At 72.0% G+C, this 22,561-nt stretch carries 22 protein-coding genes; 12 read left to right on the top strand and 10 right to left on the bottom strand.

Going from position 1 to position 22,561, the window contains the following annotated elements; genetic code table 11:
• Window positions 1-23: 23 nt before the first annotated feature.
• The gene (locus tag K7I03_RS06145) at window positions 24-464 is read left to right on the top strand and encodes a DUF6278 family protein (RefSeq protein ID WP_185945505.1); all 441 of its coding nucleotides are present in this window, start codon (window positions 24-26) and stop codon (window positions 462-464) included.
• A 227-nt stretch (window positions 465-691) separates the two neighbouring features.
• Here the strand turns inward: K7I03_RS06145 and K7I03_RS06140 are convergent, their stop codons facing one another.
• Window positions 692-1,492, bottom strand: a complete 801-nt coding sequence (locus tag K7I03_RS06140) for a GntR family transcriptional regulator (protein WP_185945506.1) — start codon at window positions 1,490-1,492, stop codon at window positions 692-694.
• A gap of 347 nt (window positions 1,493-1,839) precedes the next feature.
• On the opposite strand from K7I03_RS06140, the gene K7I03_RS06135 reads away from it, so the two are divergent.
• The 4 genes from K7I03_RS06135 to K7I03_RS06120 are packed head-to-tail and all read left to right on the top strand — an operon-like array spanning window position 1,840 to window position 5,078.
• Complete coding sequence (locus K7I03_RS06135; RefSeq protein ID WP_185945507.1) at window positions 1,840-2,583, top strand: amino acid ABC transporter ATP-binding protein; 744 nt, start codon at window positions 1,840-1,842, stop codon at window positions 2,581-2,583.
• A 16-nt stretch (window positions 2,584-2,599) separates the two neighbouring features.
• Entirely contained in the window at window positions 2,600-3,568 is a 969-nt protein-coding gene (locus K7I03_RS06130; protein WP_224346913.1) for a glutamate ABC transporter substrate-binding protein, read from the top strand.
• Window positions 3,565-4,209, top strand: coding sequence for an amino acid ABC transporter permease (locus tag K7I03_RS06125; protein WP_185945508.1), 645 nt, complete (start codon window positions 3,565-3,567; stop codon window positions 4,207-4,209). The genes K7I03_RS06130 and K7I03_RS06125 overlap by 4 nt, the downstream gene beginning before the upstream one ends.
• The gene (locus K7I03_RS06120; RefSeq protein WP_185945509.1) at window positions 4,206-5,078 is read left to right on the top strand and encodes an amino acid ABC transporter permease; all 873 of its coding nucleotides are present in this window, start codon (window positions 4,206-4,208) and stop codon (window positions 5,076-5,078) included. The genes K7I03_RS06125 and K7I03_RS06120 overlap by 4 nt, the downstream gene beginning before the upstream one ends.
• 14 nt (window positions 5,079-5,092) lie before the next feature.
• Here K7I03_RS06120 and K7I03_RS06115 read toward each other — a convergent pair whose 3' ends face one another.
• Both K7I03_RS06115 and K7I03_RS06110 read right to left on the bottom strand, forming a co-directional pair.
• Window positions 5,093-6,283, bottom strand: a complete 1,191-nt coding sequence (locus K7I03_RS06115) for a globin domain-containing protein (protein WP_185945510.1) — start codon at window positions 6,281-6,283, stop codon at window positions 5,093-5,095.
• A gap of 98 nt (window positions 6,284-6,381) precedes the next feature.
• On the bottom strand, window positions 6,382-6,852 hold the full coding sequence (locus K7I03_RS06110; protein ID WP_185945511.1) for an RrF2 family transcriptional regulator: 471 nt from the start codon (window positions 6,850-6,852) through the stop codon (window positions 6,382-6,384).
• A gap of 648 nt (window positions 6,853-7,500) precedes the next feature.
• Between K7I03_RS06110 and K7I03_RS06105 the strand changes: the two genes are divergently transcribed.
• Together K7I03_RS06105 and ggt are read left to right on the top strand one after the other, a co-directional pair.
• Window positions 7,501-8,391, top strand: a complete 891-nt coding sequence (locus K7I03_RS06105; protein ID WP_185945512.1) for an SGNH/GDSL hydrolase family protein — start codon at window positions 7,501-7,503, stop codon at window positions 8,389-8,391.
• Window positions 8,392-8,507: 116 nt separating this feature from the next.
• Window positions 8,508-10,337, top strand: coding sequence for a gamma-glutamyltransferase (gene ggt / locus K7I03_RS06100; protein ID WP_185945513.1), 1,830 nt, complete (start codon window positions 8,508-8,510; stop codon window positions 10,335-10,337).
• A 101-nt stretch (window positions 10,338-10,438) separates the two neighbouring features.
• On the opposite strand, the gene K7I03_RS06095 is transcribed toward ggt, so the two are convergent.
• On the bottom strand, window positions 10,439-10,990 hold the full coding sequence (locus K7I03_RS06095) for an isochorismatase family protein (RefSeq protein ID WP_185945514.1): 552 nt from the start codon (window positions 10,988-10,990) through the stop codon (window positions 10,439-10,441).
• Window positions 10,991-11,236: 246 nt separating this feature from the next.
• Here K7I03_RS06095 and K7I03_RS06090 point away from each other — a divergent pair, with 246 nt between their 5' ends.
• The 4 genes from K7I03_RS06090 to K7I03_RS06075 are packed head-to-tail and all read left to right on the top strand — an operon-like array spanning window position 11,237 to window position 15,886.
• Window positions 11,237-12,079 carry a nitrilase-related carbon-nitrogen hydrolase gene (locus tag K7I03_RS06090; RefSeq protein ID WP_185945515.1) on the top strand — a complete coding sequence of 281 codons (843 nt, stop codon included), beginning with the start codon at window positions 11,237-11,239 and terminating at the stop codon, window positions 12,077-12,079.
• Window positions 12,080-12,123: 44 nt separating this feature from the next.
• Complete coding sequence (locus K7I03_RS06085) at window positions 12,124-13,464, top strand: aspartate aminotransferase family protein (protein ID WP_221903576.1); 1,341 nt, start codon at window positions 12,124-12,126, stop codon at window positions 13,462-13,464.
• The gene (gene hydA / locus K7I03_RS06080; RefSeq protein WP_185945516.1) at window positions 13,461-14,861 is read left to right on the top strand and encodes a dihydropyrimidinase; all 1,401 of its coding nucleotides are present in this window, start codon (window positions 13,461-13,463) and stop codon (window positions 14,859-14,861) included. The genes K7I03_RS06085 and hydA overlap by 4 nt, the downstream gene beginning before the upstream one ends.
• A gap of 23 nt (window positions 14,862-14,884) precedes the next feature.
• On the top strand, window positions 14,885-15,886 hold the full coding sequence (locus K7I03_RS06075; RefSeq protein ID WP_185945517.1) for a TIGR03842 family LLM class F420-dependent oxidoreductase: 1,002 nt from the start codon (window positions 14,885-14,887) through the stop codon (window positions 15,884-15,886).
• An 8-nt stretch (window positions 15,887-15,894) separates the two neighbouring features.
• Here the strand turns inward: K7I03_RS06075 and K7I03_RS06070 are convergent, their stop codons facing one another.
• Complete coding sequence (locus K7I03_RS06070) at window positions 15,895-16,275, bottom strand: winged helix-turn-helix transcriptional regulator (RefSeq protein WP_185945518.1); 381 nt, start codon at window positions 16,273-16,275, stop codon at window positions 15,895-15,897.
• A 143-nt stretch (window positions 16,276-16,418) separates the two neighbouring features.
• Between K7I03_RS06070 and K7I03_RS06065 the strand changes: the two genes are divergently transcribed.
• A complete protein-coding gene (locus K7I03_RS06065) occupies window positions 16,419-17,042 on the top strand; it encodes an NAD(P)-dependent oxidoreductase (protein ID WP_185945519.1) in 624 nt (207 codons plus the stop codon).
• Window positions 17,043-17,064: 22 nt separating this feature from the next.
• Here K7I03_RS06065 and K7I03_RS06060 read toward each other — a convergent pair whose 3' ends face one another.
• From K7I03_RS06060 to K7I03_RS06040, 5 genes are read right to left on the bottom strand one after another with little or no spacing between them, the layout of a single operon-like run.
• A complete protein-coding gene (locus K7I03_RS06060) occupies window positions 17,065-17,775 on the bottom strand; it encodes a type I-E CRISPR-associated protein Cas6/Cse3/CasE (protein ID WP_185945520.1) in 711 nt (236 codons plus the stop codon).
• Window positions 17,772-18,677 (bottom strand): CRISPR-associated protein Cas5, encoded by a 906-nt coding sequence (gene cas5 / locus K7I03_RS06055; protein ID WP_185945521.1) that lies wholly within the window; start codon window positions 18,675-18,677, stop codon window positions 17,772-17,774. Before cas5 ends, K7I03_RS06060 begins: the two co-directional genes overlap by 4 nt.
• On the bottom strand, window positions 18,674-20,026 hold the full coding sequence (locus K7I03_RS06050) for a type I-E CRISPR-associated protein Cas7/Cse4/CasC (protein WP_185945522.1): 1,353 nt from the start codon (window positions 20,024-20,026) through the stop codon (window positions 18,674-18,676). The genes cas5 and K7I03_RS06050 overlap by 4 nt, the downstream gene beginning before the upstream one ends.
• The gene (casB, locus tag K7I03_RS06045; protein WP_185945523.1) at window positions 20,023-20,598 is read right to left on the bottom strand and encodes a type I-E CRISPR-associated protein Cse2/CasB; all 576 of its coding nucleotides are present in this window, start codon (window positions 20,596-20,598) and stop codon (window positions 20,023-20,025) included. Before casB ends, K7I03_RS06050 begins: the two co-directional genes overlap by 4 nt.
• Window positions 20,595-22,196 (bottom strand): type I-E CRISPR-associated protein Cse1/CasA, encoded by a 1,602-nt coding sequence (locus tag K7I03_RS06040; protein WP_185945524.1) that lies wholly within the window; start codon window positions 22,194-22,196, stop codon window positions 20,595-20,597. The genes casB and K7I03_RS06040 overlap by 4 nt, the downstream gene beginning before the upstream one ends.
• Window positions 22,197-22,561 lie beyond the last annotated feature (365 nt).

The raw sequence follows: 22,561 nt of genomic DNA, 5'->3' as shown, positions 1-22,561 counted from the left end.
GCACGAGTGCGATCCTTGCCGGTATGAACATTCCCTTTTTGGACGGCTGGCGCAGGCGGCACGACGCGGCACGCGGGGGCGTCGCGCACGGCACGGCCGACTGGGACCCGGAGGGCCTGGCCGAGCTGCTGTCGGAGTGCGAACTGCTGCGCGCGCAGGCGGAGTCGGCGGGCGTGGCGCTCGACGACGGGCCGTCCTCCCTGGAGGCCCTCGACCAGTTGCAGCCGCGCTGGCGCGGCGACGAGGAGCTCCAGTCCTGGCTGGGCAACGACGCGGGGCTGTACCTGGGGACGGTACTGGTCCGCACGGTCGGCGGCGCGGCCTGGCGGATCCGCTCCGACGGCCAGCCGGTGGTCCTGCTCGCCGGCGGCCGCGAGGTGGACGTGGTCGAGACCGGACACGCGTGGGCGGAGGACGGCGCCCCGGAGCTCTCCCAGGTGTACGCGGAGTTGTCCGAGAACTGAAGGCGGGGTGTGGAGCGTAGGGCGCGGGGCGCTGGGCGCTGGGCCTTGGAGGCTGGACGTGCGCTCCCGGCCGTCGTGGGGAACGTCTGTACTGGACCGTCTGGGAACGTCCGTACTGGACCGCCTCCTGCCCCCGCCTGCCGGCCGGCGCTCTGCGCGGCCCCGGCCGAGGTCGCCCCGGGCCGCCTCACCCGCCTCACCCGCCTCACCTGCCGGGAACCGGCCCCTCACCCCGTGAACGGAATCACGTACTCCAGCCGCCACCGGTCCGCCCGCACCACGATGTCCGACGTCTCCACCGCCCGTCCGTCCCCGTCGAAGTGCGTCCGCTCGACGACCGTCACGCACTGCCCGGCCGTGCAGCCCAGCGCCTCCGCCTCCGGTGTGGTGGCCGGGCGGGAGCCGACGAGTTCGCGGGCCCGGACGACCCGTACGCCGATGGCCGCCAGCCGGCCGCGCACGCCCCGGCGGGCGTACGGGCCGCGCTCGGGGTGGACGACGTCGGTGCCGGCGGTGACGGCCAGCGGCTCCCAGCTGGTGGCGAGCTGCACCGGGCGGCGGTCGGCCAGGTACTCGTACTCCGTGCACAGCACCGGGTCGCCCGCCGCGATGCCCAGCCGCTCGGCGATCCGCGCCGGCGCGGGCGCCTCGGCGGAGGTAGCCTCCCAGGTCAGCGCGGTTCCCTCGGACGGGCGGCCGCACGGCGGGTGCGGGTCCCTGATCGAGTGGTGGTCCCGGGCGGTGTGGATCTCCGCCGCGAACGGGGTGTCGACCGCGCCCGTGGTCCGCAGCAGGGTGCCCAGCGGTGCCCGGTCGGCGACGAACACCCCGCGCCCGAACTGCCCCTCCGCGTACCCCGCGGCCTTGAGCACCCGGACCGCCCGGTCGACGGTCTGGTCGCTGGCCGCGTAGGCCCGTTTGAGCTCGGAGCGGGAGGGGATCCGGGCGCCGACGGTCAGTGAACCGTCGTCGATGCGCCGCCGCAGGTCGTCCGCGATGCGCAGATATACGGGCCTGCTGTCGCCCACTCCGGGCTCCCTTCCCCCTGGTTCCCCCATTCGGACCCACAGGCTAGGTACCCAGGCTGGGTCTGTGTACCTAGGAAAGCCCAGGTGGACAGCGGGGAGGAGCGCGGAGGAGCGGGGGAGCGCGGCGGCCCCGCCGGAGGAAATGCCGACCTCGTACCGTTCCGTACGCGTGTCGGCGGTGACGTCCCGGAACGCCCCTGGATAGGTTGCTCCGACCGGCCGGTGCGGGCCTCCGGACTGGGCGAGCCTCCGGGCGCGACGAGCCTTCGGTTACGACGAGCCCCCGGGCACGACGAGCCTCCGGACAGGGCGGGCCTCCGACAGGGCGAGAGTGAGTTGGGCAGAGCATGGCCGTCGATCCGCTGATCGAACTGCGTGGTGTCAACAAGTACTACGGGAAGCTGCACGTCCTCCGGGACATCGACCTCACGGTCGGCCGGGGGGAGGTGGTGGTGATCATCGGTCCCTCGGGCTCCGGAAAGTCGACGCTGTGCCGGACGATCAACCGGCTCGAACCGATCGACTCCGGGACGATCACCCTGGCCGGGCAGCCGCTCCCGGCGGAGGGCCGGGCGCTCGCCCGGCTGCGGGCCGAGGTGGGGATGGTCTTCCAGTCCTTCAACCTGTTCGCGCACAAGACCGTCCTCGCCAACGTCTCGCTGGCCCAGACGAAGGTCCGCGGCCGGGGCAGGGAGGAGGCCGACCGGCGCTCCCGCGAACTCCTGGAGCGGGTGGGGCTCCTGGCCCACGCGGAGAAGTACCCGGCTCAGCTCTCCGGCGGCCAGCAGCAGCGCGTGGCCATCGCCCGCGCGCTGGCCATGGACCCCAAGGCGCTTCTCTTCGACGAGCCGACCTCCGCTCTCGACCCCGAGATGATCAACGAGGTGCTGGAGGTGATGCAGCAGCTCGCCCGCGAGGGCATGACGATGGTCGTCGTCACCCACGAGATGGGCTTCGCCCGCTCCGCCGCCAACCGCGTGGTCTTCATGGCCGACGGCCGCGTCGTCGAGGACCGCGTCCCCGAGGAGTTCTTCACGGCCCCCGAGAGCGACCGGGCCAAGGACTTCCTCTCCAAGATCCTCAAGCACTGAGCGGGTGACGCAGCACATGGCACACCGCACCGCCGGCCGGGTCCTGAGCGCCCTCGCCGCCTTCGCCTCTCCGGCCGCCCTCGCAGCCCTCGCCGTCCTCGCCCTGCTCACCGCCACCGCCGCATGCGGCAAGGAGGGCAGCCCGCCGATCAAGGGCCCCGCGCCCGGGGAGCTCCCCGCGTACCGCGTCGCCACCGGCTTCACGCCGCCGGACTCGCCCACCTGGCGCGCGGCCAAGGGCCGCGGCCACCTCACCGTCGGCGTCAAGGAGGACCAGCCCTACCTGGGCGAGAAGGACCCCGCCACCGGCGCGTACTCCGGCTTCGACATCGAGATCGCCCGGATGATGTCCGCCTCCCTCGGCTTCGACCCCAAGACCCTCGCCTTCCGCACCATCGCCTCCGCCAACCGCGAGACGGCCCTGCAGAACGGCCAGATCGACTACTACGTCGGCACCTACACCATCAACGACCTGCGCAAACGCCAGGTCGGCTTCGCCGGTCCGTACTACGTCGCCGGGCAGGGGCTGCTGGTGCGCAAGGACGAGAAGGACATCGAGGGCCCCCAGGACCTGGACGGCAAGCGGGTCTGCTCGGTCGCCGGGTCCACGCCGCTCCAGCGGCTCCAGCGGGAGTTCCCCAAGGCCCAGGCCGTCGCCTACGACACGTACTCCATCTGCGTCGACAACCTCCTCAGCCTCCAGGTCTCCGCCGTCACCACCGACGACACCATCCTCATGGGCTTCGCCGCGAAGGCCCCGGACGAGCTGAAGATCGCCGGGAAACCGTTCTCCAAGGAGCCGTACGGCATCGGCGTCCCGCGCGGCGACACCGCCCTGCGCCTGGCCCTCGACGACGCCATCGAGGAGCACGAGCGGAACGGCGACTGGAAGAAGGCGTACGACGCGACGCTCGGCCGGTCCGGCGTCCCCGCGCCCAAGCCGCCGGCCGTCGACCGCTACGGCACCGGGAGGTCCGCGCCGTGAACGTCCTGACCGACAACCTCTCCCTCTACGGCGACGGTCTGCTCGGCACCGTCGAACTCACCGTCTACGGCTCGCTGCTGGCCCTCGTCCTCGGCTTCCTGATGGCGTCCTTCCGCGTCGCGCCCGTCGCCTCGCTGCGTGCCTTCGGCACCGTGTGGGTGACGGTCCTGCGGAACACGCCGTTGACGCTGCTGTTCTTCGCGGTGGTGCTGGGCCTGCCGCGCTTCGGCGTGGTGCTGCCCTTCCAGCTCTTCGCGGTGCTCGCGCTCGGCTGCTACACCTCGGCCTTCATCTGCGAGGCGGTCCGCTCGGGCATCAACACCGTGCCCGTCGGCCAGGGCGAGGCCGCCCGCAGCCTGGGCATGACCTTCGGGCAGACGCTCGGCACGGTGATCCTGCCGCAGGCGTTCCGCTCGGTCATCCCGCCGATCGGCTCCACCCTCATCGCCCTCGCCAAGAACTCGGCCATCGCCGGCTCGTTCAGCGTCACCGAGCTGCTCGGCACCTACAAGACCCTCAACGAGCTCGGCTACGGCATCATCTGGACCTTCGTCTGGATCGCCGTCGGCTATCTGATCGTGACCCTGACCATCAGCGCGGTCTTCAACGTGCTGGAGAAGCGCTGGGGAGTGGCCCGGTGACCGGAACCGCCCTGTACGACATCCCCGGCCCGCACGCCCGCCGGCGCCACCGCCTCTACGGCCTGATCGCGAGCGTCGCCATCGCGGCCCTCGTCGGCTGGGTGGTCTACCTCCTCTTCGACACCGGGCAGTTCACGGCGCAGAAGTGGACCCCGTTCGAGTACGTCGGCATCCAGGAGATGCTGCTGCGCGGCCTCGCCAACACCCTCCGCGCCTTCGGCTACGCGGCCGCGTTCTCGCTCGTCCTCGGCGGGCTGCTGGCCGCCGGGCGGCTCTCCGACCACCGGCCGCTCCGCTGGGCGGCCACCGTGGTCGTGGAGTTCTTCCGGGCCATGCCCGTGCTGGTGATGATCTTCTTCGTCTTCGTCGCCCTCAAGGTCCAGCCGCTGCCCGCCCTCGTCACCGGCCTCACCCTCTACAACGGGTCGGTGCTCGCGGAGGTCTTCCGCACCGGCGTCGACTCCGTCGAGCGCGGCCAGCGGGAGGCCGCCTACGCGCTCGGGATGCACAAGACGCAGGTCATGACGTACGTCCTGGTGCCCCAGGCGGTCCGGGCGATGCTGCCGACCATCATCAGCCAGCTCGTCGTCGCCCTGAAGGACACCTCGCTCGGCTTCCTCATCACCTACGAGGAGTTCCTGCACGCCGGCAAGCTGATCGCGGGGAACCTGGACTACGGGCTGCCGTTCATCCCTGTCGTCATGATCATCGCGCCGGTGTACATCGGGATGTGCATGCTGCTGTCCTGGCTGGCCACCTGGGTCGCCAAACGGCAGCGGCGCAGCCTCAAGACGGAGGCGGTGGAGGTGGCACCGGCCGAGCCGGGAACGCTGCTCCCCGGCCCGGCCGGCCACCACACACAGCCTTAGCGCTCTTCGGCGGATCAGGTGTCGGCGCCCAGCCACAGGTCGGGGCCGAACACCTCGTAGTGCAGGTCCGCCGCGGCGACGCCCGCCGCCAGCAGCCGCGCCCGCGCCGCCCGCATGAAGGGGAGCGGCCCGCACAGGTACACCACGGCGTCGGCCGGGACGTCGATCACCGACAGGTCCGCGTAACCCGTGCGCTCGGCGGGCCACTCGCCCTCCGGGCGCTCGTACCAGAAGTGCGCCTCGGCGTCCGGCAGCTTCTCGACGAGCCGGCGCGTGTCCTCGCGGAAAGCGTGGTCCGCCTCGCTGCGGTCGGCGTGGACGACGATCACGCGGCGGGCCGAGCCGGTCGCGGCCAGGTGGGCGAGCATGCCCGTCATCGGGGTGCAGCCGATGCCCGCGGAGACGAGCACGACCGGGCGGTCGCCCTCCTCCAGCACCACGTCGCCGAAGGGCAGGCTGACCTGGAGCTCCGCGCCCACGTCCACATGGTCGTGGAGGTGGTTCGAGACCTCGCCCGCCGGGTCGCCCGGGACGCGCTTGACGGAGAACCGGAAGGCGTCGTCCGGCCACCCGGAGAGGCTGTACTGGCGGATCTGCCGGGCGCCGTCGGGCAGTTCGACGCGGACGGAGACGTACTGGCCGGGCCGGCCGGCGGGCAGCTCCCGGCCGTCGAGCGGGCGCACCTCGAAGGTGGCGACGTCCGCGGTCTCCCGGTGGCGGGCCACGACGCGGCACGGCACGAAGACCTCGCCGGCCGGGACGCCCGCGCCCTCGTACAGCCGCTGCTCCAGCGCGATCAGCGCGTTGGCCATCAGCCAGTAGACCTCGTCCCAGGCCGCGGCCACCTCGGGGGTGACCGCCTCGCCCAGCACCTCGGCTATCGCGGCGAAGAGGTGCCGCCGGACCAGCTCGTACTGCTCCGCGGTGACGCCGAGCGCGGCGTGCTTGTGCGCGATGCGGGACAGCATCGCGTCCGGCCGGACGTCCGGGTGCTCCACCAGCGCGGTGGCGAACGCGGCGATGGCGCCCGCGAGGGCCTGGCGCTGGCTGCCGTTGGCCTGGTTGCCACGGTTGAAGAGGTCGCGCAGCAGGTCGGGACGCTCGGCGAACAGCTTGTCGTAGAAGAGGGGCGTGATCTCGCCGATGGCCCCGCCCACGGCGGGCAGGGTCGCACGGACGATCTCGGTCGACTTCGGGGACAGCACGGCGGCTCCTTACGGTTCGCGCCCCGGACGGATAATGCGCATCCGAGACTCGCATTTCAGGGTGTGCGGACGCCGTGTGGCGGGCGGCGCCGGTTGTATCAGGGGTGTGGGTCGGGTCCGTCTTCGGGTCTGGTGGCCAGGCTCAGCAGAACCGGACCGGTGGGCTGCCTGACCAGGTCCTGGACGGTGATCGGGTCGAGCGCGGCGAAGAACGCCTCCTGCGCGTCGCGCAGCGCCCCCCGCAGCCGGCAGGCTCCGCGCAGCGGGCACGGCGGATCGTCCTCGCAGCCGACGACGTCCCCCGAGCCCTCCAGGGCACGCACCAGCCGGCCCACCGATCCCGTCAGCCCCAGGGTGGTGAGCGACAGCCCGCCGCCCCGGCCCCTCCGGGTCTCCACGACCCCCAGGTGCGTCATACGGCTGACCACTTTGGCCGCGTGCGTGTACGGCACCCCCACCGCGGCCGCCACCTCACGGGTGGTGGGCGCGGCGGTCTCGGTACCGCCGGACGTCACGGCCAGGCGCATGGCGATGCGCAGGGCGATGTCCGTGCTCTTGGTCAGTCGCACGTTTGTACTTTACCTAATCGGACTTTCGGAGTCGTATTAGGGGTGGGTCTGGGGGGTGGACCGGTTCGGCCGGTCTGGGGGGTGGACCGGTTCGGCCGGTCTGTCGGGTCTGCGGGGTCCGCGGGGTCCGCAGGGTCTGCCGGGCTGGCCGTGTGGTCCGGCTGCCCGGCACGGTCCGCGGGCGTTCGCCGCCACCCGCCGCGACGGCGTACGGGCGGGTGGGTGCCGGGGGCGCTCACCGGGACCCTGCCCGGCGGCGTCGACCGGGACCGGCCGGACCGGCGTGGCGCGGCACGATGCGGTACGCCACGGAGGGTGCCGTACGACACGAGCCGCCGGTGATCCGGCGTCACGTCCGCGCGGAGTCCCCGGCGCCGCGCGGCCGGGCCGCCGTTCCGCCGACCGGCTCGCCCCCGCGCGTACCCCCGCCCGCCCCGGCGGTCGGCGGAACGGCCGCTCGGACGGCCCCCGTTCGATACGTGCGGCCGAGTGACGGCCGGTACCAGTGGTTCGCATAACGCCTTGTGAGATTGACAGACGGTCAACGCGAGGCGAGTCTGACTGCCGTGTTCGACGGCCCCCGGTGACCTTTCCGGGGCGCGGGGGTGCGGTCGGCCTGGAACCATCACCGATTCTCCGGAGGCAGTAGTGGCAGACGCAGGCGCACACGGCGGGCGGTACGGCAAGGTGCTGGCGGCGGTCGGCGCCGCCACGGCCCTGGCGGCGGGGGCCGCCGCCCCCGCCACGGCCGCCACCCCGGCCCACGGCGGCGAGCGCTACGTCGCCCTCGGCGACTCGTACACCTCCGCGCCCGGCGTGCCCACCCAGAGCGGCGGCGACTGTGCCCGCTCCAGCGTCAACTACCCGTCGCTCACGGCGAAGGCGCTGCACCAGAAGTCGTTCAAGGACGTCAGCTGCAGCGGCGCCAAGACCGACGACATGTGGCGCGCGCAGGGTGCCAACGCCCCGCAGCTGAACGCCCTCGGCAGGAAGACCCGCCTGGTCACCGTCGGCATCGGCGGCAACGACATCGGCTTCGGCGAGATCATCGGCACCTGCGCCCAGCTCTCCGTCTCCGACCCGGCCGGCGCCCCCTGCCGCAAGAAGTACACCGCGGCCGACGGCGGCGACCTGCTGAACAAGCGCATCGCCGACGCCGCGCCCAAGGTCGCCCGCGTCCTCAAGGCCGTCCACCAGCGCGCCCCGCACGCCCGCGTCGTCCTCGTCGGCTACCCGTCGATCATGCCGGACAGCGGTGTCGGCTGCTTCCCCAACGTCCCGATCGCGGCCGGGGACACCCCGTACCTGCGGGACACCGAGAAGAAGCTCAACGCCATGCTGAAGCAGCAGGCGCGCAAGGCCCACGTCCGGTACGCCGACACCTACCGCGCCACCGTCGGCCACGACGTCTGCCGCCCGCAGGCCGACCGCTGGATCGAGGGCGCCCAGCCGGCCCGTCCGGCCGCGCCGTTCCACCCGAACGCCGACGGCGAGCGGGCGATGGCCAAGCCGGTGATCACCCAGGCGCGGGGCCGCTGAACGACGGGCTGAACAACCGGCTGAACGGAACGCCGGACAGGAGCCGTGTCGCGCCCTGTCGGCGGAGGGGTCCGGCGAGTAGGGTCCGGGGCCTCTCAGCCGACAGGGAGGTACCCATGGCAAGACCGCCAGCGCGCCGGCGAACGACCGTGCTCTGCGCGACGGCCGCACTCGTGGCCGGACTCGGGATCGTTCCGGCCGCAGCTCAGGCCGGCGCGTCCGATCCGGCCGCGGCCGGCCGCACCCCCGCCAAGACCCCGCTGGCCGTGGGCCGCGGCGGTGCCGTCGCGAGCGTCGACGCCGACGCCTCCGCCGCCGGCATCGAGGTGCTCAAGGGCGGTGGCAACGCCGTCGACGCGGCGGTGGCCACCGCCGCCGCCCTCGGCGTCACCGAGCCGTACTCCGGCGGCATCGGCGGTGGCGGCTACTTCGTCTACTACGACGCGAAGGCCCGCAAGGTCTTCACCATCGACGGCCGCGAACGGGCGCCGCTGAGCGCGGACAAGAACCTGTTCGTCGAGAAGGGGCACGCGATCCCCTCCGAGGAGGCCATCACCAGCGGCCGCGGCGTCGGCGTCCCCGGCGCCCCCGCCACCTGGGACGCGGCCCTGCGGTCCTGGGGCAGCAGATCGCTCGGGCAGGTGCTGAAGCCGGCCGAGCGGCTGGCCCGCAAGGGCTTCACCGTCGACGAGACCTTCCGGCAGCAGACCGCCGACAACGAGCGGCGCTTCCGCGACTTCCCCGCCACCGCCCGCCTGTTCCTCCCGGGCGGCAAGCTCCCGGCCGTCGGCGCCACCCTGAAGAACCCCGACCTCGCCCGCACCTACGAACTGGTGGGCAAGCGCGGCATCGGCGCGATGTACGGCGGCGACGTGGGCCGCGACGTCGTCCGTACCGTCCGCAAGCCCCCCGTCGCCCCCGGCGCGCACCGCGTCGTGCGCGCCGGTGACATGACCCAACGCGACCTGCGGGCGTACACCGTCAAGCGCCCCGGACCCACGCACACCACCTACCGGGGGCTCGACGTCTACGGGATGGGCCCCTCGGCCTCGGGCGGGATCGCCGTCGCCGAGGCGCTGAACGTCCTGGAGAAGAGCGACCTCCGCAAGCTCGACGACAAGACGTACCTGCACCGCTACCTGGAGGCGAGCCGGATCGCGTTCGCCGACCGCAACCGGTGGATCGGCGACCCCGCGCAGGAGAACGTGCCCACCGCGGCGCTGACGTCGAAGCGGTTCGCGGCCTCGCGGGCCTGTCTGATCAAGGACAGCCGGGCGCTGACCAGCCCGCTCGCCCCCGGCGACCCCCGGCATCCCAAGCCCTGCGGCACGACGGGCCGGGCCGCCCCCACCCCGTACGAGGGGCAGCAGACCACCCATATGACGGTGGCCGACAAGTGGGGGAACGTCGTCTCCTACACCTTCACCATCGAGCAGACCGGCGGCAGCGGCATCACCGTGCCCGGCCGCGGTTTCCTGCTCAATAACGAGCTGACCGACTTCTCGTTCACCCCGGTCAGCCCGGGCGTCCACGACCCGAACCTGCCCGGCCCGGGCAAGCGCCCGCGCTCGTCGATCTCGCCGACGATCGTCCTCGACCACGGGAAGCTGAAGTTCGCGCTGGGTTCGCCGGGCGGGGCGACGATCATCACCACCGTCCTCCAGACGCTGCTCAACCACGTGGACCGCGGGATGCCGCTGGTCGACGCCATCGCCGCGCCGCGCGCCAGCCAGCGCAACAGCGCGACGACGGACGTGGAACAGGCGCTCTGGGACAGTTCCGTCCGCCGCCAACTGGAGGCGAAGGGGCAGGTGTTCAAGCTGAACCCGTCCTTCATCGGCGCCGCTACGGGCGTCGAACGGCTGCCGGACGGGCGGTGGCTGGCAGCCGCGGAGAAGGTGCGGCGCGGCGGCGGGTCCGCGATGGTGGTGCGGCCGGGGCGGTGAGCCGCGGCGGGGTGGTGGGGCGCCTTTCGGGGCGCCCCGCCTTTCCCTGGTGTCCACCTTTCTCGGGCGCCCCGCCTTCCCCGGGTGTCCCACCGGGTGCGTCATGCGAGCAGTCGAAGGACCGCCTCCGTCGTATCCGTCTCGCCCAGCAGCGGGAACACCCGCTCGACGGCGTTCCGGTGCCGCTCCGGGTCGACGTCCGTGACCGCGTCCGTCACCACCGTCACGTGGTACCCGTGCTCGTGCGCGGCCCGGGCCGTGGACTCCACGCCCAGGCCGGTCGCGATCCCCGCGAGGACGAGCTGGGTGACGCCGCGCCGGCGCAGCAGGTCGTCGAGGTCCGTGCCGTGGAAGGCGCCCCAGGTGCGCTTGGGGACGACGATGTCGTCCTCCGCGCGGCCGAGTTCGGGGCGAAGCTCCGCGAAGCCGGCGGGGGGTTCGCCGGTGCGGCGCCCGGCCTCCGTACGGCCGGGTGCCGCGCCGACGACGCGGACCAGGACGACGGGGAGGCCGCGGTCACGGAAGGCCGCGGCCAGCCGGGCCGCGCGGGCGACGACCTCGTCGGCGGGGTGCGCGGTCGGGAGGGCGGTGATGCCCTTCTGGAGGTCGACGAGGACGAGGGCGGTCTTCGGGTCGAGCGTGGTGGCAGGCATGTCCTCACCCTAGGCACTGAACAGCCAAACTGACAAGGTTGTCTGTTTAATGCCGCCCGCATCCACAGACCGCGTCGGTCTTGCCTCGGCGGGTGCCGGGCCATACGGTCGCAGGCACGCGGATCTTCGCGCGTAGCTCGGCATTCCGTATGCCCGGCATTCCGTATGTCCGGCGTCGGGGTGCCCGGCGTCCCGTACGCCCGGCATCGCGTCGTCCGGCATCACGCCCCGGCGGAGGAGCAGCTCATGACCACTGTTGTGCGCGCCGCACTGGTCCAGGCCGGCTGGACCGGTGACACCGAATCGATGATCGCCAAACACGAGGAACACGCCCGCGCCGCCGCCGCGCAGGGCGCCCGGGTGATCGGCTTCCAGGAAGTCTTCAACGCCCCCTACTTCTGCCAGGTCCAGGAGAGCGAGCACTACCGCTGGGCCGAGCCGGTCCCCGACGGGCCGACCGTGCGCCGGATGCGCGAACTCGCCCGGGAGACGGGCATGGTGATCGTCGTGCCGGTCTTCGAGGTCGAGCAGTCCGGCTTCTACTACAACACCGCCGCCGTCATCGACGCCGACGGCAGCTACCTCGGCAAGTACCGCAAGCACCACATCCCGCAGGTCAAGGGCTTCTGGGAGAAGTACTACTTCAAACCCGGCAACCTCGGCTGGCCGGTCTTCGACACCGCCGTCGGCCGGATCGGCGTCTACATCTGCTACGACCGCCACTTCCCCGAGGGCTGGCGGCAACTCGGCCTCGCCGGCGCCCAGCTCGTCTACAACCCCTCGGCCACCCACCGCGGCCTCTCCGCGCACCTCTGGAAGCTCGAACAGCCCGCCGCCGCCGTCGCCAACGAGTACTTCGTCGCCGCGATCAACCGCGTCGGGCGGGAGGAGTACGGCGACAACGACTTCTACGGCACCTCGTACTTCGTCGACCCGCGCGGGCAGTTCGTCGGGGACGTCGCCAGTGACACGAAGGAGGAACTGGTCGTCCGGGACCTGGACTTCGCGCTGATCGACGAGGTCCGGCAGCAGTGGGCGTTCTACCGGGACCGGCGCCCCGACGCCTACGAGGGGCTGGTGCGGCCGTGAGTGGTGGTACGAGCGGGGGGCCGGGGCCGGAGTCCGCCCCCGGCCTGGAGGCACCCCCCGGCCCGGAGGCACCCCCCGGCCCGGTGACCGCCCCCGGCCTCCACGCCCGTCACCGGGCCGTCCTCCCCGCCTGGTTGTCCCTCTACTACGCCGAGCCCATCGAACTCACCCACGGCGAGGGCCGTCACGTCTGGGACGCCGACGGCCGCCGCTACCTCGACTTTTTCGGCGGCATCCTCACCACCATGACCGCCCACGCGCTGCCCGAGGTCACCAAGGCGGTCGCCGAACAGGCCGGCCGGATCCTCCACACGTCCACCCTCTACCTCGACCGGCACATGGTCGAACTGGCTGAGCGCGTCGCCGCCTTGAGCGGCATCTCCGACGCCCGCGTCTTCTTCACCACCTCCGGAACCGAGGCCAACGACGCCGCGCTGCTGCTGGCCACGACCTACCGGCGGTCCAACCAGATCCTGGCCATGCGCAACAGCTACCACGGCCGTTCCTTCTCCACCGTGGGCATCACCGGCAACTCCGCCTGGTCGCCCACCAGCCTCTCGCCGCTCCAGACGCTGTACGTGCACGGCGCCGTACGCTCCCAGGGCCCGTACGCGCACTTCTCCGACGCGGCGTTCACCGCCGCCTGCGTCCGCGACCTGGAGGACATGCTCGGGCAGGCGCACGGGACGGTGGCCGCGCTGATCGCCGAACCGGTGCAGGGTGTCGGCGGGTTCACCGCCCCGCCCGACGGGCTCTACGCGGCCTTCCGGGAGGTCCTGGACCGGCACGGCATCCTCTGGATCAGCGACGAGGTGCAGACCGGCTGGGGCCGCACCGGCGACCACTTCTGGGGCTGGCAGGCCCACGCCGAGAACGGCCCGCCCGACCTGCTCACCTTCGCCAAGGGCATCGGCAACGGCATGTCCGTCGGCGGCGTCGTCGCCCGCGCGGAGGTGATGGACTGCCTGGAGGCCAACTCCATCTCCACCTTCGGCGGCAGCCCGGTCACCATGGCCGCCGGCCTCGCCAACCTCACCTACCTCCTCGAACACGACCTCCAGGGCAACGCCCGGCGCGTCGGCGGCCTGCTGATCGAACGGCTCCGGGCCGTCGCCGCCGGACTGCCGGCCCCGGTCGTCCGGGAGGTACGCGGCCGGGGACTGATGATCGGCGTCGAACTCACCTCGTCCGAGGCGACGCACCAGGCCCTCGAACGGGCCCGCGAGGAGGGCCTGTTGATCGGTAAGGGCGGCCGGGACGGCACCGTCCTGCGCATCGCCCCGCCGCTGACCCTGACCGTCGCGGAGGCGGAGGAGGGCGCGGCGGCGCTCGAACGGGCGCTGCGGCGGGTGCGGCAGGACGCCGGAGCGGGAGGACGCTCGTGACCAGGACCCTCGTCAAGGGCGGCCTCGTCATCACCGCCGCCGAGGAGACGTACGCCGACGTCCTCGTCGAGGACGGGAAGGTGGCCGCGCTCGCGGCCGCCGGCAGCTCGGTCGCCCGGGGCTGGACGGCCGACCGGACGATCGACGCGGCCGGCAGGTACGTCGTGCCGGGCGGCGTGGACGCCCACACCCACTTCGACTTCCCCTTCGGCGGCACCTCCTCGTCCGACACCTTCGAGACCGGCACCCGGGCCGCCGCCTGGGGCGGCACCACGACCGTCGTCGACTTCGCGGTGCAGACGCGGGGCCGGGCGCTGCGCGAGGGGCTCGACGCGTGGCACGCCAAGGCGGAAGGGAAGTGCGCGGTCGACTACGCCTTCCACATGATCCTCTCCGATGTGAACGAGGACACCCTGAAGGAGATGGATCTGCTGGTGGGCGAAGGGCTGACGTCGTTCAAGCTCTTCATGGCCTACCCGGGGGTCCTCTACAGCGACGACGGGCAGATCCTGCGGGCCATGCAGCGCGCCGCCGGCAACGGTGGGCTGATCATGATGCACGCGGAGAACGGCATCGCGATCGACGTCCTGGTGCGGCAGGCCCTGGAGGCGGGGAAGACCGACCCCCGCTACCACGGCGAGGTCCGCAGGGCCCTGCTGGAGGCCGAGGCCACCCACCGCGCGATCCAGCTGGCCCGGGTCGCCGGCAGCCCGCTGTACGTCGTCCACGTCTCGGCGGAGGAGGCGGTCGCGGAGCTGGCCGCGGCCCGGGACAAGGGGCTTCCGGTCTTCGGCGAGACCTGCCCGCAGTACCTCTTCCTCTCGACCGACAACCTGGCGGAACCCGGCTTCGAGGGCGCGAAGTACGTGTGCTCGACGCCGCTCCGGCCCCGCGAGCACCAGGCGGCCCTCTGGCGCGGGCTGCGCACGGACGACCTCCAGGTCGTCTCCACCGACCACTGCCCGTTCTGCTTCTCGGGCCAGAAGGAGCTGGGCCGGGGCGACTTCTCGAAGATCCCCAACGGCCTGCCGGGCGTGGAGCACCGGATGGACCTCCTCCACCAGGCGGTCGTCGAGGGGCGCATCTCCCGCCGCCGCTGGATCGAGCTCGCGTGCGCCGCGCCGGCCCGGATGTTCGGCCTCGCCCCGCACAAGGGCACCATCGCCCCCGGCGCCGACGCCGACCTCGTCGTCTACGACCCGCGGGCCACACAGGTGCTCTCCGCCACCACCCACCACATGAACGTCGACTACTCGGCGTACGAGGGGAAGGAGGTCACCGGCCGCGTGGAGACGGTCCTGTCCCGCGGCGAGATCGTCATCGACGAACGGCGGTTCACGGGCCGTACCGGCCACGGCCGCTACGTGCCGCGGACCACCTGCCAGTACCTCTCTTGACCTTCGGATAAGGAGCACCGGCCTTGGACTTCGGCCTCGTCCTGCAAACCGACCCGCCCGCCACCGCCGTCGTCGAGCTGATGCGCCGCGCCGAGCGCCGCGGCTTCCGGTACGGCTGGACGTTCGACTCCGCCGTGCTGTGGCAGGAGCCGTTCGTCATCCACAGCCGCATCCTGGAACACACCGAACGGCTCGTCGTGGGCCCGATGGTCACCAACCCCTCCACTCGCACCCCGGAGGTCACGGCCTCCACGTTCGCCACGCTCAACGACATGTACGGCAACCGCACGGTCTGCGGCATCGGGCGCGGCGACTCGGCGATGCGGGTCGCGGGCCGCCGCCCCAACACCCTGGCCGCGCTGAGCGAATCGATGCGGATCATCCGCGACCTGGCCGAGGGCCGCGAGACGGACGTCGGCGGCACACCGCTGCGGCTGCCCTGGGTGCGCGATGGCCGGCTCCCGGTCTGGATGGGGGCCTACGGCCCGAAGGCCCTCGCCCTGGCCGGCCGCGAGGCCGACGGCTTTATCCTCCAGCTGGCCGACCCCTTCCTCACCGAGTGGATGGTCAAGGCCGTCCGCGGCGCGGCGGAGGAGGCCGGCCGCGACCCGGCGTCCGTCACGGTCTGCGTCGCCGCCCCCGCGTACGTGGGGGACGACCTCGCCCACGCCCGCGAACAGTGCCGCTGGTTCGGCGGCATGGTCGGCAACCACGTCGCCGACCTCGTCACCCGCTACGGCGCCCACTCGGGCCTGGTCCCCGAGGCCCTCACCACGTACATCGAACAGCGCCAGGGGTACGACTACAGCCACCACGGCCGCGCGGGCAACCCGTCGACGGACTTCGTCCCGGACGAGATCGTCGACCGCTTCTGCCTGCTGGGCCCGGTGGACGCGCACGTGGCGCGGCTGGAGGAGCTACGGGCCCTGGGGGTGGACCAGTTCGCGGTGTACGCGATGCACGACGCGAAGGAGGCGACGATCGACGCGTACGGGGAACGGGTGATCCCGGCGCTGACGGCGTGACCCTCCGCTCAACCGGCTTGCTGCCGCCCCTCCTCGTACGCCTCCCGGGCATCGAGCAACTCGTCCCAGTGCTCACCGGCCCAGGCGCAGGCGGCCTCCAACGGCCCGAGCAGGCTGCGCCCGAGCGGCGTCAAGGCGTACTCGACGCGCGGGAGGGCACCGGGATACACCGTCCGCTCGACGAACCCGTCCCGCTCCAGCGCACGCAGCGAGGCGGTGAGCACCTTGGGCGTGACGCGCCGCAGGGGAACCCGCAACTCGGAGAACCGCCGCGGCCCGCCCTCCAGACACCGAATGACCAGAGGCGCCCATTTGTCCCCGAACCGGATCGGATTGAGCGAGGAAGGACACAACTCGTCGAACATGTCGGCAGGCAGGGGTTCCCTCATGGCGTCACGATAACCGCACGCCGAGCGGTATCCGAGCGGTATCCGAGAGGTAACCGGTGCGGTGGCTACGGTCGCGGGCACAGGCCGGGGCGAAGGACTCCGGCCCGGCTGAGACCGGCTGAGACCGGCTGAGAGGCGTCCCCATGAACATCGTGATCTTCGGCGCGGGCGGCAGGGCAGGCCGTCAGGTGGTGGCGGAGGCGATCCGCCGCGGCCACACCGTCACCGCCGTGGTCCGCGACCCGTCCCGCCACCGCGACCTGCCGCCGGAGGCCCGGGTGGAGGCGGGCGACGTCACGGACGAGGCGACCGTGGCCCGCTTGGCCGCGGGTCACGAGGCGGCGATCTCCGCGGCCGTCGACCTGTCCGGCGACCCGCACGACTTCTTCACGACGTCGACCCGGGCCCTGACCGAAGGCCTGCGCAAGGCCGGCGTCCGCCGCCTGACGGTCGTCGGCCTCGCCCCCGTCCTCCCGGGCCCGTCCGGCACCCCGCTGATGGACGAACCGGGGTACCCCAACGCATACCGCCCCTTCTACCTCGCCCACGCCGCCGGCCTCGACCTCCTCCGCACCTCCCCCCTGCCCTGGACCTACGCGGCCCCGGCCGGCGACTTCGACCACGACGGCACCCCCGTCGGCCGCTATCGGGTGGCGGAACACGGCGACGCCGACGACCGCATCACGTACGCGGACTTCGCGCTGGGTCTGCTGGACGAGATGGAGAACGGTGGGGGCGGGGGCGAGGTGAGCTTCGGCGGGGCGTGACGCGCGGTTCGGACCCGGCTCCTCACCGCGTCAGTACGAGTCCGCAACTGTATGCGCGGGCGTGCCCGATACCGTCCGACAGCGCGGTGACGAACGCCGTGGGATCCACCACGGTGAGGGCGCCGCGCAGCTCGGCACGGGCGATCTTCAGCCCCTTGTGCGGTGCAGGGCTGGAGACCGCCGGCAGCAACCGCACCGCGACGGTCTCGGCGTCCGTCGTGACACCGAACCGGCTGGGCTCCGCACCGCCGCCCAGGTGGCGTACGACCCATTTCCGAACGCCCGCGGGCGTGGTGTGAGCCACCCGCTTGCCGCGCCTCATCCGCCCGTCCGGGCCCGACTGCGGCTTCACGTAGGTCGGGTTGACGACCGTCCGGAAGCTGACGCTGTCGCCGGCGCGGTAGGTGCGGTCGACGGTGATGAGGTGAGGCTTGTCCCGGAGAGCTCCTTTGGGGACGTGGCTCCAGTCACCGGGGACCCTGGACTGCACGACCAGCACGAGGGCGGCGTTCTTCAGGTCGATGGTCCAGGTGGACAGGATGCCCATTTGGGCCCTGGGGTCCCGGCTGCCGTCGTCGACCCAGCCCTTGAAGCCGCTCATCACCGTGCGGTGCATGTCCTGGGCGTCGACGAGCGCCTTGGCGGCGTAGGGATGCCGGGCGTCCAGGGTCAGGACGGAGTGGGTGGCGACGAACCGGGCGGTCGCGGTACGGGTGCGGGCGGAATCGGTCACAGGATGATGTCTTTCCACTGGGCGGCATCCGCGTCGATCGTGATGCGCCGGCGTGTCTCCCAGCGAGTGGTGTGCTCGGGCCGCAGCGCGTCGAAGCTCACCGGCTGGTCCTGGACGGGTGTGGCGCCGCGTTCGGTGGGCGGGACCTGGAACCACGCCCATGGCCTGCGCGTCGGGTCGGTGTCATCGTGGGCGACCGGCAGGAGCCGGTGAGTGCGGAACGCGGTGTCCAGGTCGCCGGGGACGACCCGCAGACCAAGGGTTCCGGACGGGGGGCAGGACTTGCGCCCCAGCCACAGCAGCCGCCGTGGGTGTTCGAGCGCCTGCCGCACCGTCTCCAGGAAACTGTCGCTTTCATGCTGGAGCCCCACGAGGAACGTCGCGTCCGCCAGGTACCACCGCTCGGTGATGAGGGCGGAACGGGTCAGCTCTCCGGAGATCAATACGCCGGAGTGCGGATCCGCGGCGATCTTCTTGGGGGCGCCGTACCAGCCGGTGAGCGTGTGGTGGCCGAACCGGTCCCCGGTGGCCGTGTCGAGGCTTGCCGCGACGGCGGCGGCCCGCCTGTGATCGGTGATGAGGTCGCGTGGGCGCAGCGGGTAGGTGCCCGCACCGACGGTGTGGTAGTCGCGGACGGGAGTACCGGGGTGGTCGGCACGCACGCCGAAAACGGTGCGTGCCAGTTCACCGAAGGCGGGGACCTTCCCCGGCTCGTCCGTTTCCGTAGGCTGCTTGGGCATCTCCAACCCCATGGACCTCGGCAGCCCCAGAGCGGCGGCGCACATTCCGATCACGGCCGACTTGGAAGGCCGGCTGTGCGAGTCGCGACGGGCCGCGAAGCGGGAGGCCGTTCCCCACGACTGCAATGGCCCGGCCAGTCGGATGAGGAGGACGTGCGTCACGAGATCAGCCCTTTGACGGTGTGCACACGGCGCAGGTCCGGCTTGCCGAGTCCGCCGAGGAACTCGTCGAGGAGCATGTCCACCTGCGGGTCATAGGTGAGGAGGCGGGACGTACGGATGTCCGGGCGGCGCTCGTCCACGTACGTGTGGTGCCGGAGCAGCCGCTTCACCCCGGCGAGTCCGGCAGGCCCTTCGCCTCCCTTGTCCTCCGGATTCTCGTCCACGGGCTTCTGGAACGCGGCGGCGTAGTTGTACGGGCGCTCGCCCTCGAAGGCCAGGACCAGGGCGGGCAAGGAACCGGTGGAGGCCGTGGAGTTCTTCTTCGCCTCGGGAAACGCTTCCACGAAGGCGGTCACGAACTCCTCTTCCGCGGCGGTGGCCGCCTCCACCGCTTCTTCCGCGGACATGCCCGCCGCCCGGAGGTTGACCTCCAGCTGGCGGCGGTCGAGCACGGCGTGCCGGTAGAAGGTGCCCGAGATGAGCGACTGGTACCCGGTCATGCCGGCTCCGGCGTCGTCTGCCGCGTCCAGGAAGTCCAGCGCGTTCTTCTTCCGCTCCAGCTTGGCGTCGTCGGCGGCGGCGTAGAAGTCGTCCACCTGCTCGGCCTCGTGGATGGTGAACGAGTGGGCGCTCTGCACGGCGCCGTCCACGTTGGGGGAGTCGGCGATCTCGGCGAGGAACCGGCCGTAGAGGGCGATGTCGATGGCGTCGCGAGGAGCCAGTGCGGTGAGTACGGCGGCGCGCGTCTCCCGGGGCAGCGGCGGGAGGTTCTTGGCCGCGCCCCCCTCGCTCTCCCCGTCCGCCGGCTCCTCGGCCGCCGCCTTGCGCGCTCCGCGCTTGGGCTTCGCCGTGGTGGCCTGTGCGGCGAGGTACTCGTCCCGCCACCGGAGCAGCCCGTCCGCCTCAGCGGCGATGTGCGCGGCGATCCGCTCGCCGGTGTCGGCGGGTGCGAACAGCAGCACCTTGGTGAGGTTGGCGACGGTCTTCTTCGAGGGGTCGCCGAACTTCAGCCCCGTCGCCTCGAGTACGGCCCGGGCCGTCGAGACCGCCTCGTCCCGCTCCCAGCCGTGAGCCGTCTCCAGCGCCCGCGCGGTAAGCAGGGCCCATTCCCGTGTCCGCAGCCCGGTGGTCCGCCCGGCGAGCGGCCCGACGCCCGCGTTGGCCCGGTTGCGGGCGTGGACACGCTCGGCGCGGCGGCGGGCCTGGCTGGTGATCATGTGGCGTTCGACGCCGCCGTAAACGATGCTTTTGGGTGAATTGTTCTCATCGCGTACTGGCAATGCGGCGACGAGAGTCTCCAGCAAATGGAGCGAGAGGAACTGACCGCGCGACGCGGGGACATCGGTCACGAACTGCTGCCCTTCTGAGTGGATTTCCTGCCGGAGTCGTACGGCGCGTGGAAGTCGACCGCCCAGTGATAGGCGATGCGGGCCTTCCGGTTGTGCCAGAGCATGAGGTCGTCGACGAGCTGTTGCCAGTTGGGCGGCGTCTGCTCACAGGCCCGCAGCCGGGCGATCGCGTGCTGGAGGTGCCGCCAGGGGACGCGGCGGCTGGTCACGACGCGGTCGACCAGCCGGGTGGCGCCGGGGTCGTTGGGGCCCCGGCCCGCCGGGCTGCCGATGCGGCGCATGGCCTCGCCAAGACTGCCGTGGCCGTAGGCGGGTCTGCTCACGCCTCGGTGGTAGACCGCGAACAGGAAGGCCACCTGTTCGTAGATCTCCCTCTCACCGGCGTCGTCGGGGTCCAGCACGTACCAGCTCGCCCGGATGTGCGCGTTGGTCCGCATGCTGGTGCGCCGGAGCTGGGCGAGCTGACCGTAGTCCCGGTTGCGTACGAGGGAGGTCAGCCAGGTGACAAGAGAGGCACTGCCCGACTCGTAGACGTCCGCCTCGGCGACTCCCGCCTCGGTCGCACTGCTCATGCGTTCCACCCCTTGAGGTCATCCGGTGCGCGGGAGCCACTGATGTCGTCGTCGAAGCGCCGCAGGGCCGCGGCACGGGCGCGCAGCCCCTGGGCGTTCCGGGACAGCGAGTCGAGGCGCTTTTCCAGAGCGTCACGAGCCATCGGTACGAGCCGTTCCACGTACTCCTCCATGCATTCCGTCACCAGGTACCCGTCGGCGACGTCCGAGAGCATGGTGTGGAAAGGCTCCTCCGTCGCCTTCCACTGCTCGCCGCGCGCGTCGAAGCGGGCCAGCTGGGCCTTCTTGTCGGCCGGTTTGGGGTTCGGATAGGCGATTTCCCACGCCGCGTACGCCGCTCGATCGAGGGTGCGGGCGATGTGCTCTGCCACCTCCGATCCGCGCGACGCCGCCTGGTAGAGCGCGGGTGCCATCCCGGGGGCGAAGGGGAAGACGCTGCTGACCCAGCTGATGGGCGTCGTCTTGTTGGAGACGAGCCCGACGGCGAACAGGTCGATGGGGTGACGCCCGGGCTCCTTTGCCTTCGGCAGCCGTGCCAGCCGGGAGTACAGCCCGCCGGCCTCCTCCTCCACCGCGGCGTAGAGAGCGTGGGCCTCACGCCACAGATCACGGGTGGCGGACGGCCAGAGGGGCTTCTTCTCGCCGGAGCGCGTGATGGACATGACGGCGTCCTGGAGGTGCAGCTCCGGGTCGAGAGCCAGGAGTTCACCGGCGCCGATCAGCACGCGGTCGACGGCCGCGGTGTCGCCGTCCGTACCGGACTTCGGTCTGAGAAGGACGGATCGTCCGAGGTAGCTGTGCAGATCCGCGAACCCCGTGACTGCCCGGCCGTCCGGCTTGGCCGCGAACCCCCGCCGCTCGATGGGCCCTTCGGTCCAGGAGAGGTTGAGGACACCGGGTTCGTCGGTGGTCGGGACGAGGTTCAGCCGCAGGGTGTCACCGAGCGTCGGACCGAGCGCCAGCACCCGGATCCGGCCGGCGAGACGCCCGGTCGCCAGGTTGGTGATGGCGGGACCCAGCGTCGCCTTGCCCGAGATCCGGGCACGGCCGGAGAGACCGAACGTGTGCTGGGTCAGCATGGCCCGGAAGGCGTCGGCCGCGGGGAGCGGGTCCGGGTGGTCGAGGTGGTGGTGGTCGGCGAACTGGTTGTAGTCCCCGACGCGTTCGATGACGAGCTGGGCGGGGCCGGTGCCGTGTTCCTCCAGGAACTCGGACAGGAGGATGTTCTGCCCGAGGGGGCGGGTGGGGCTGAAGAGGTCCCAGTCGTCGTCCGGTTGGTGAGCGAGCCATGACGCGGCTTCGTCGAGGGGCTGTTGCCCGAGAACCCACTCCGTCCACTCCTCGTCCGTGGACGGGTACGTGCGCGAGGCGTAGCAGACGGCGAGCAGGTACTCGACGAGGGCGACCTTCTCGCCGGGCGTGAGGCCGCCGACGTCCTTCAGCTCCTCGGCGTTCGCGAGCAACTCCACGAGGGTCTGCCCGGCGACTCCGCCGTCGAGGGTGAGGGCGCGGACGCAGGGGTGTTGGCGGGGGTCCCAGTGGGGGCGGGGGGTGGTGTCGGTGCCGGTGGGTCTCGCGGGTAGGTCGCGCAGGGGCATGGGAGTGGCCTCGCTGGATGTGGGGCGTTCGCTCAATCGGTGAAAGTCTTTGATTGCTGCATCAGTTGGATGACAAGAAGCAGCACGTGGCCCTCTTCGTCCCCGGCAGCGCGGGGAGTGGCGCAGTAGATGCGTCCGACGGTGCACCCCTGGCTGGCAGGGAGTGCCGGTCCTCGGTTCCTGCTGTCAGGTATCGTCCAAGGACCGGCCCACACACTGCCATGCCCCGAGGGCCGACCTCTGAACCGGAGGACAGGCCCGGGGGCGTGGCATCCGGTGGTCGCTCCCGGCACTTGGACTGTCGGGAGCGACCTCCCTACAGGAGGGTCACGAGGTGTGATGCCGCTGTGGAGACGATGGATTCG

Origin of the sequence: Streptomyces mobaraensis, from assembly GCF_020099395.1 — a bacterium.
In the GTDB taxonomy this organism is placed as follows: domain Bacteria; phylum Actinomycetota; class Actinomycetes; order Streptomycetales; family Streptomycetaceae; genus Streptomyces.
The sequence above is the reverse complement of the archived record's forward strand: the minus strand, read 5'-3'. Positions and strand labels throughout refer to the sequence as shown.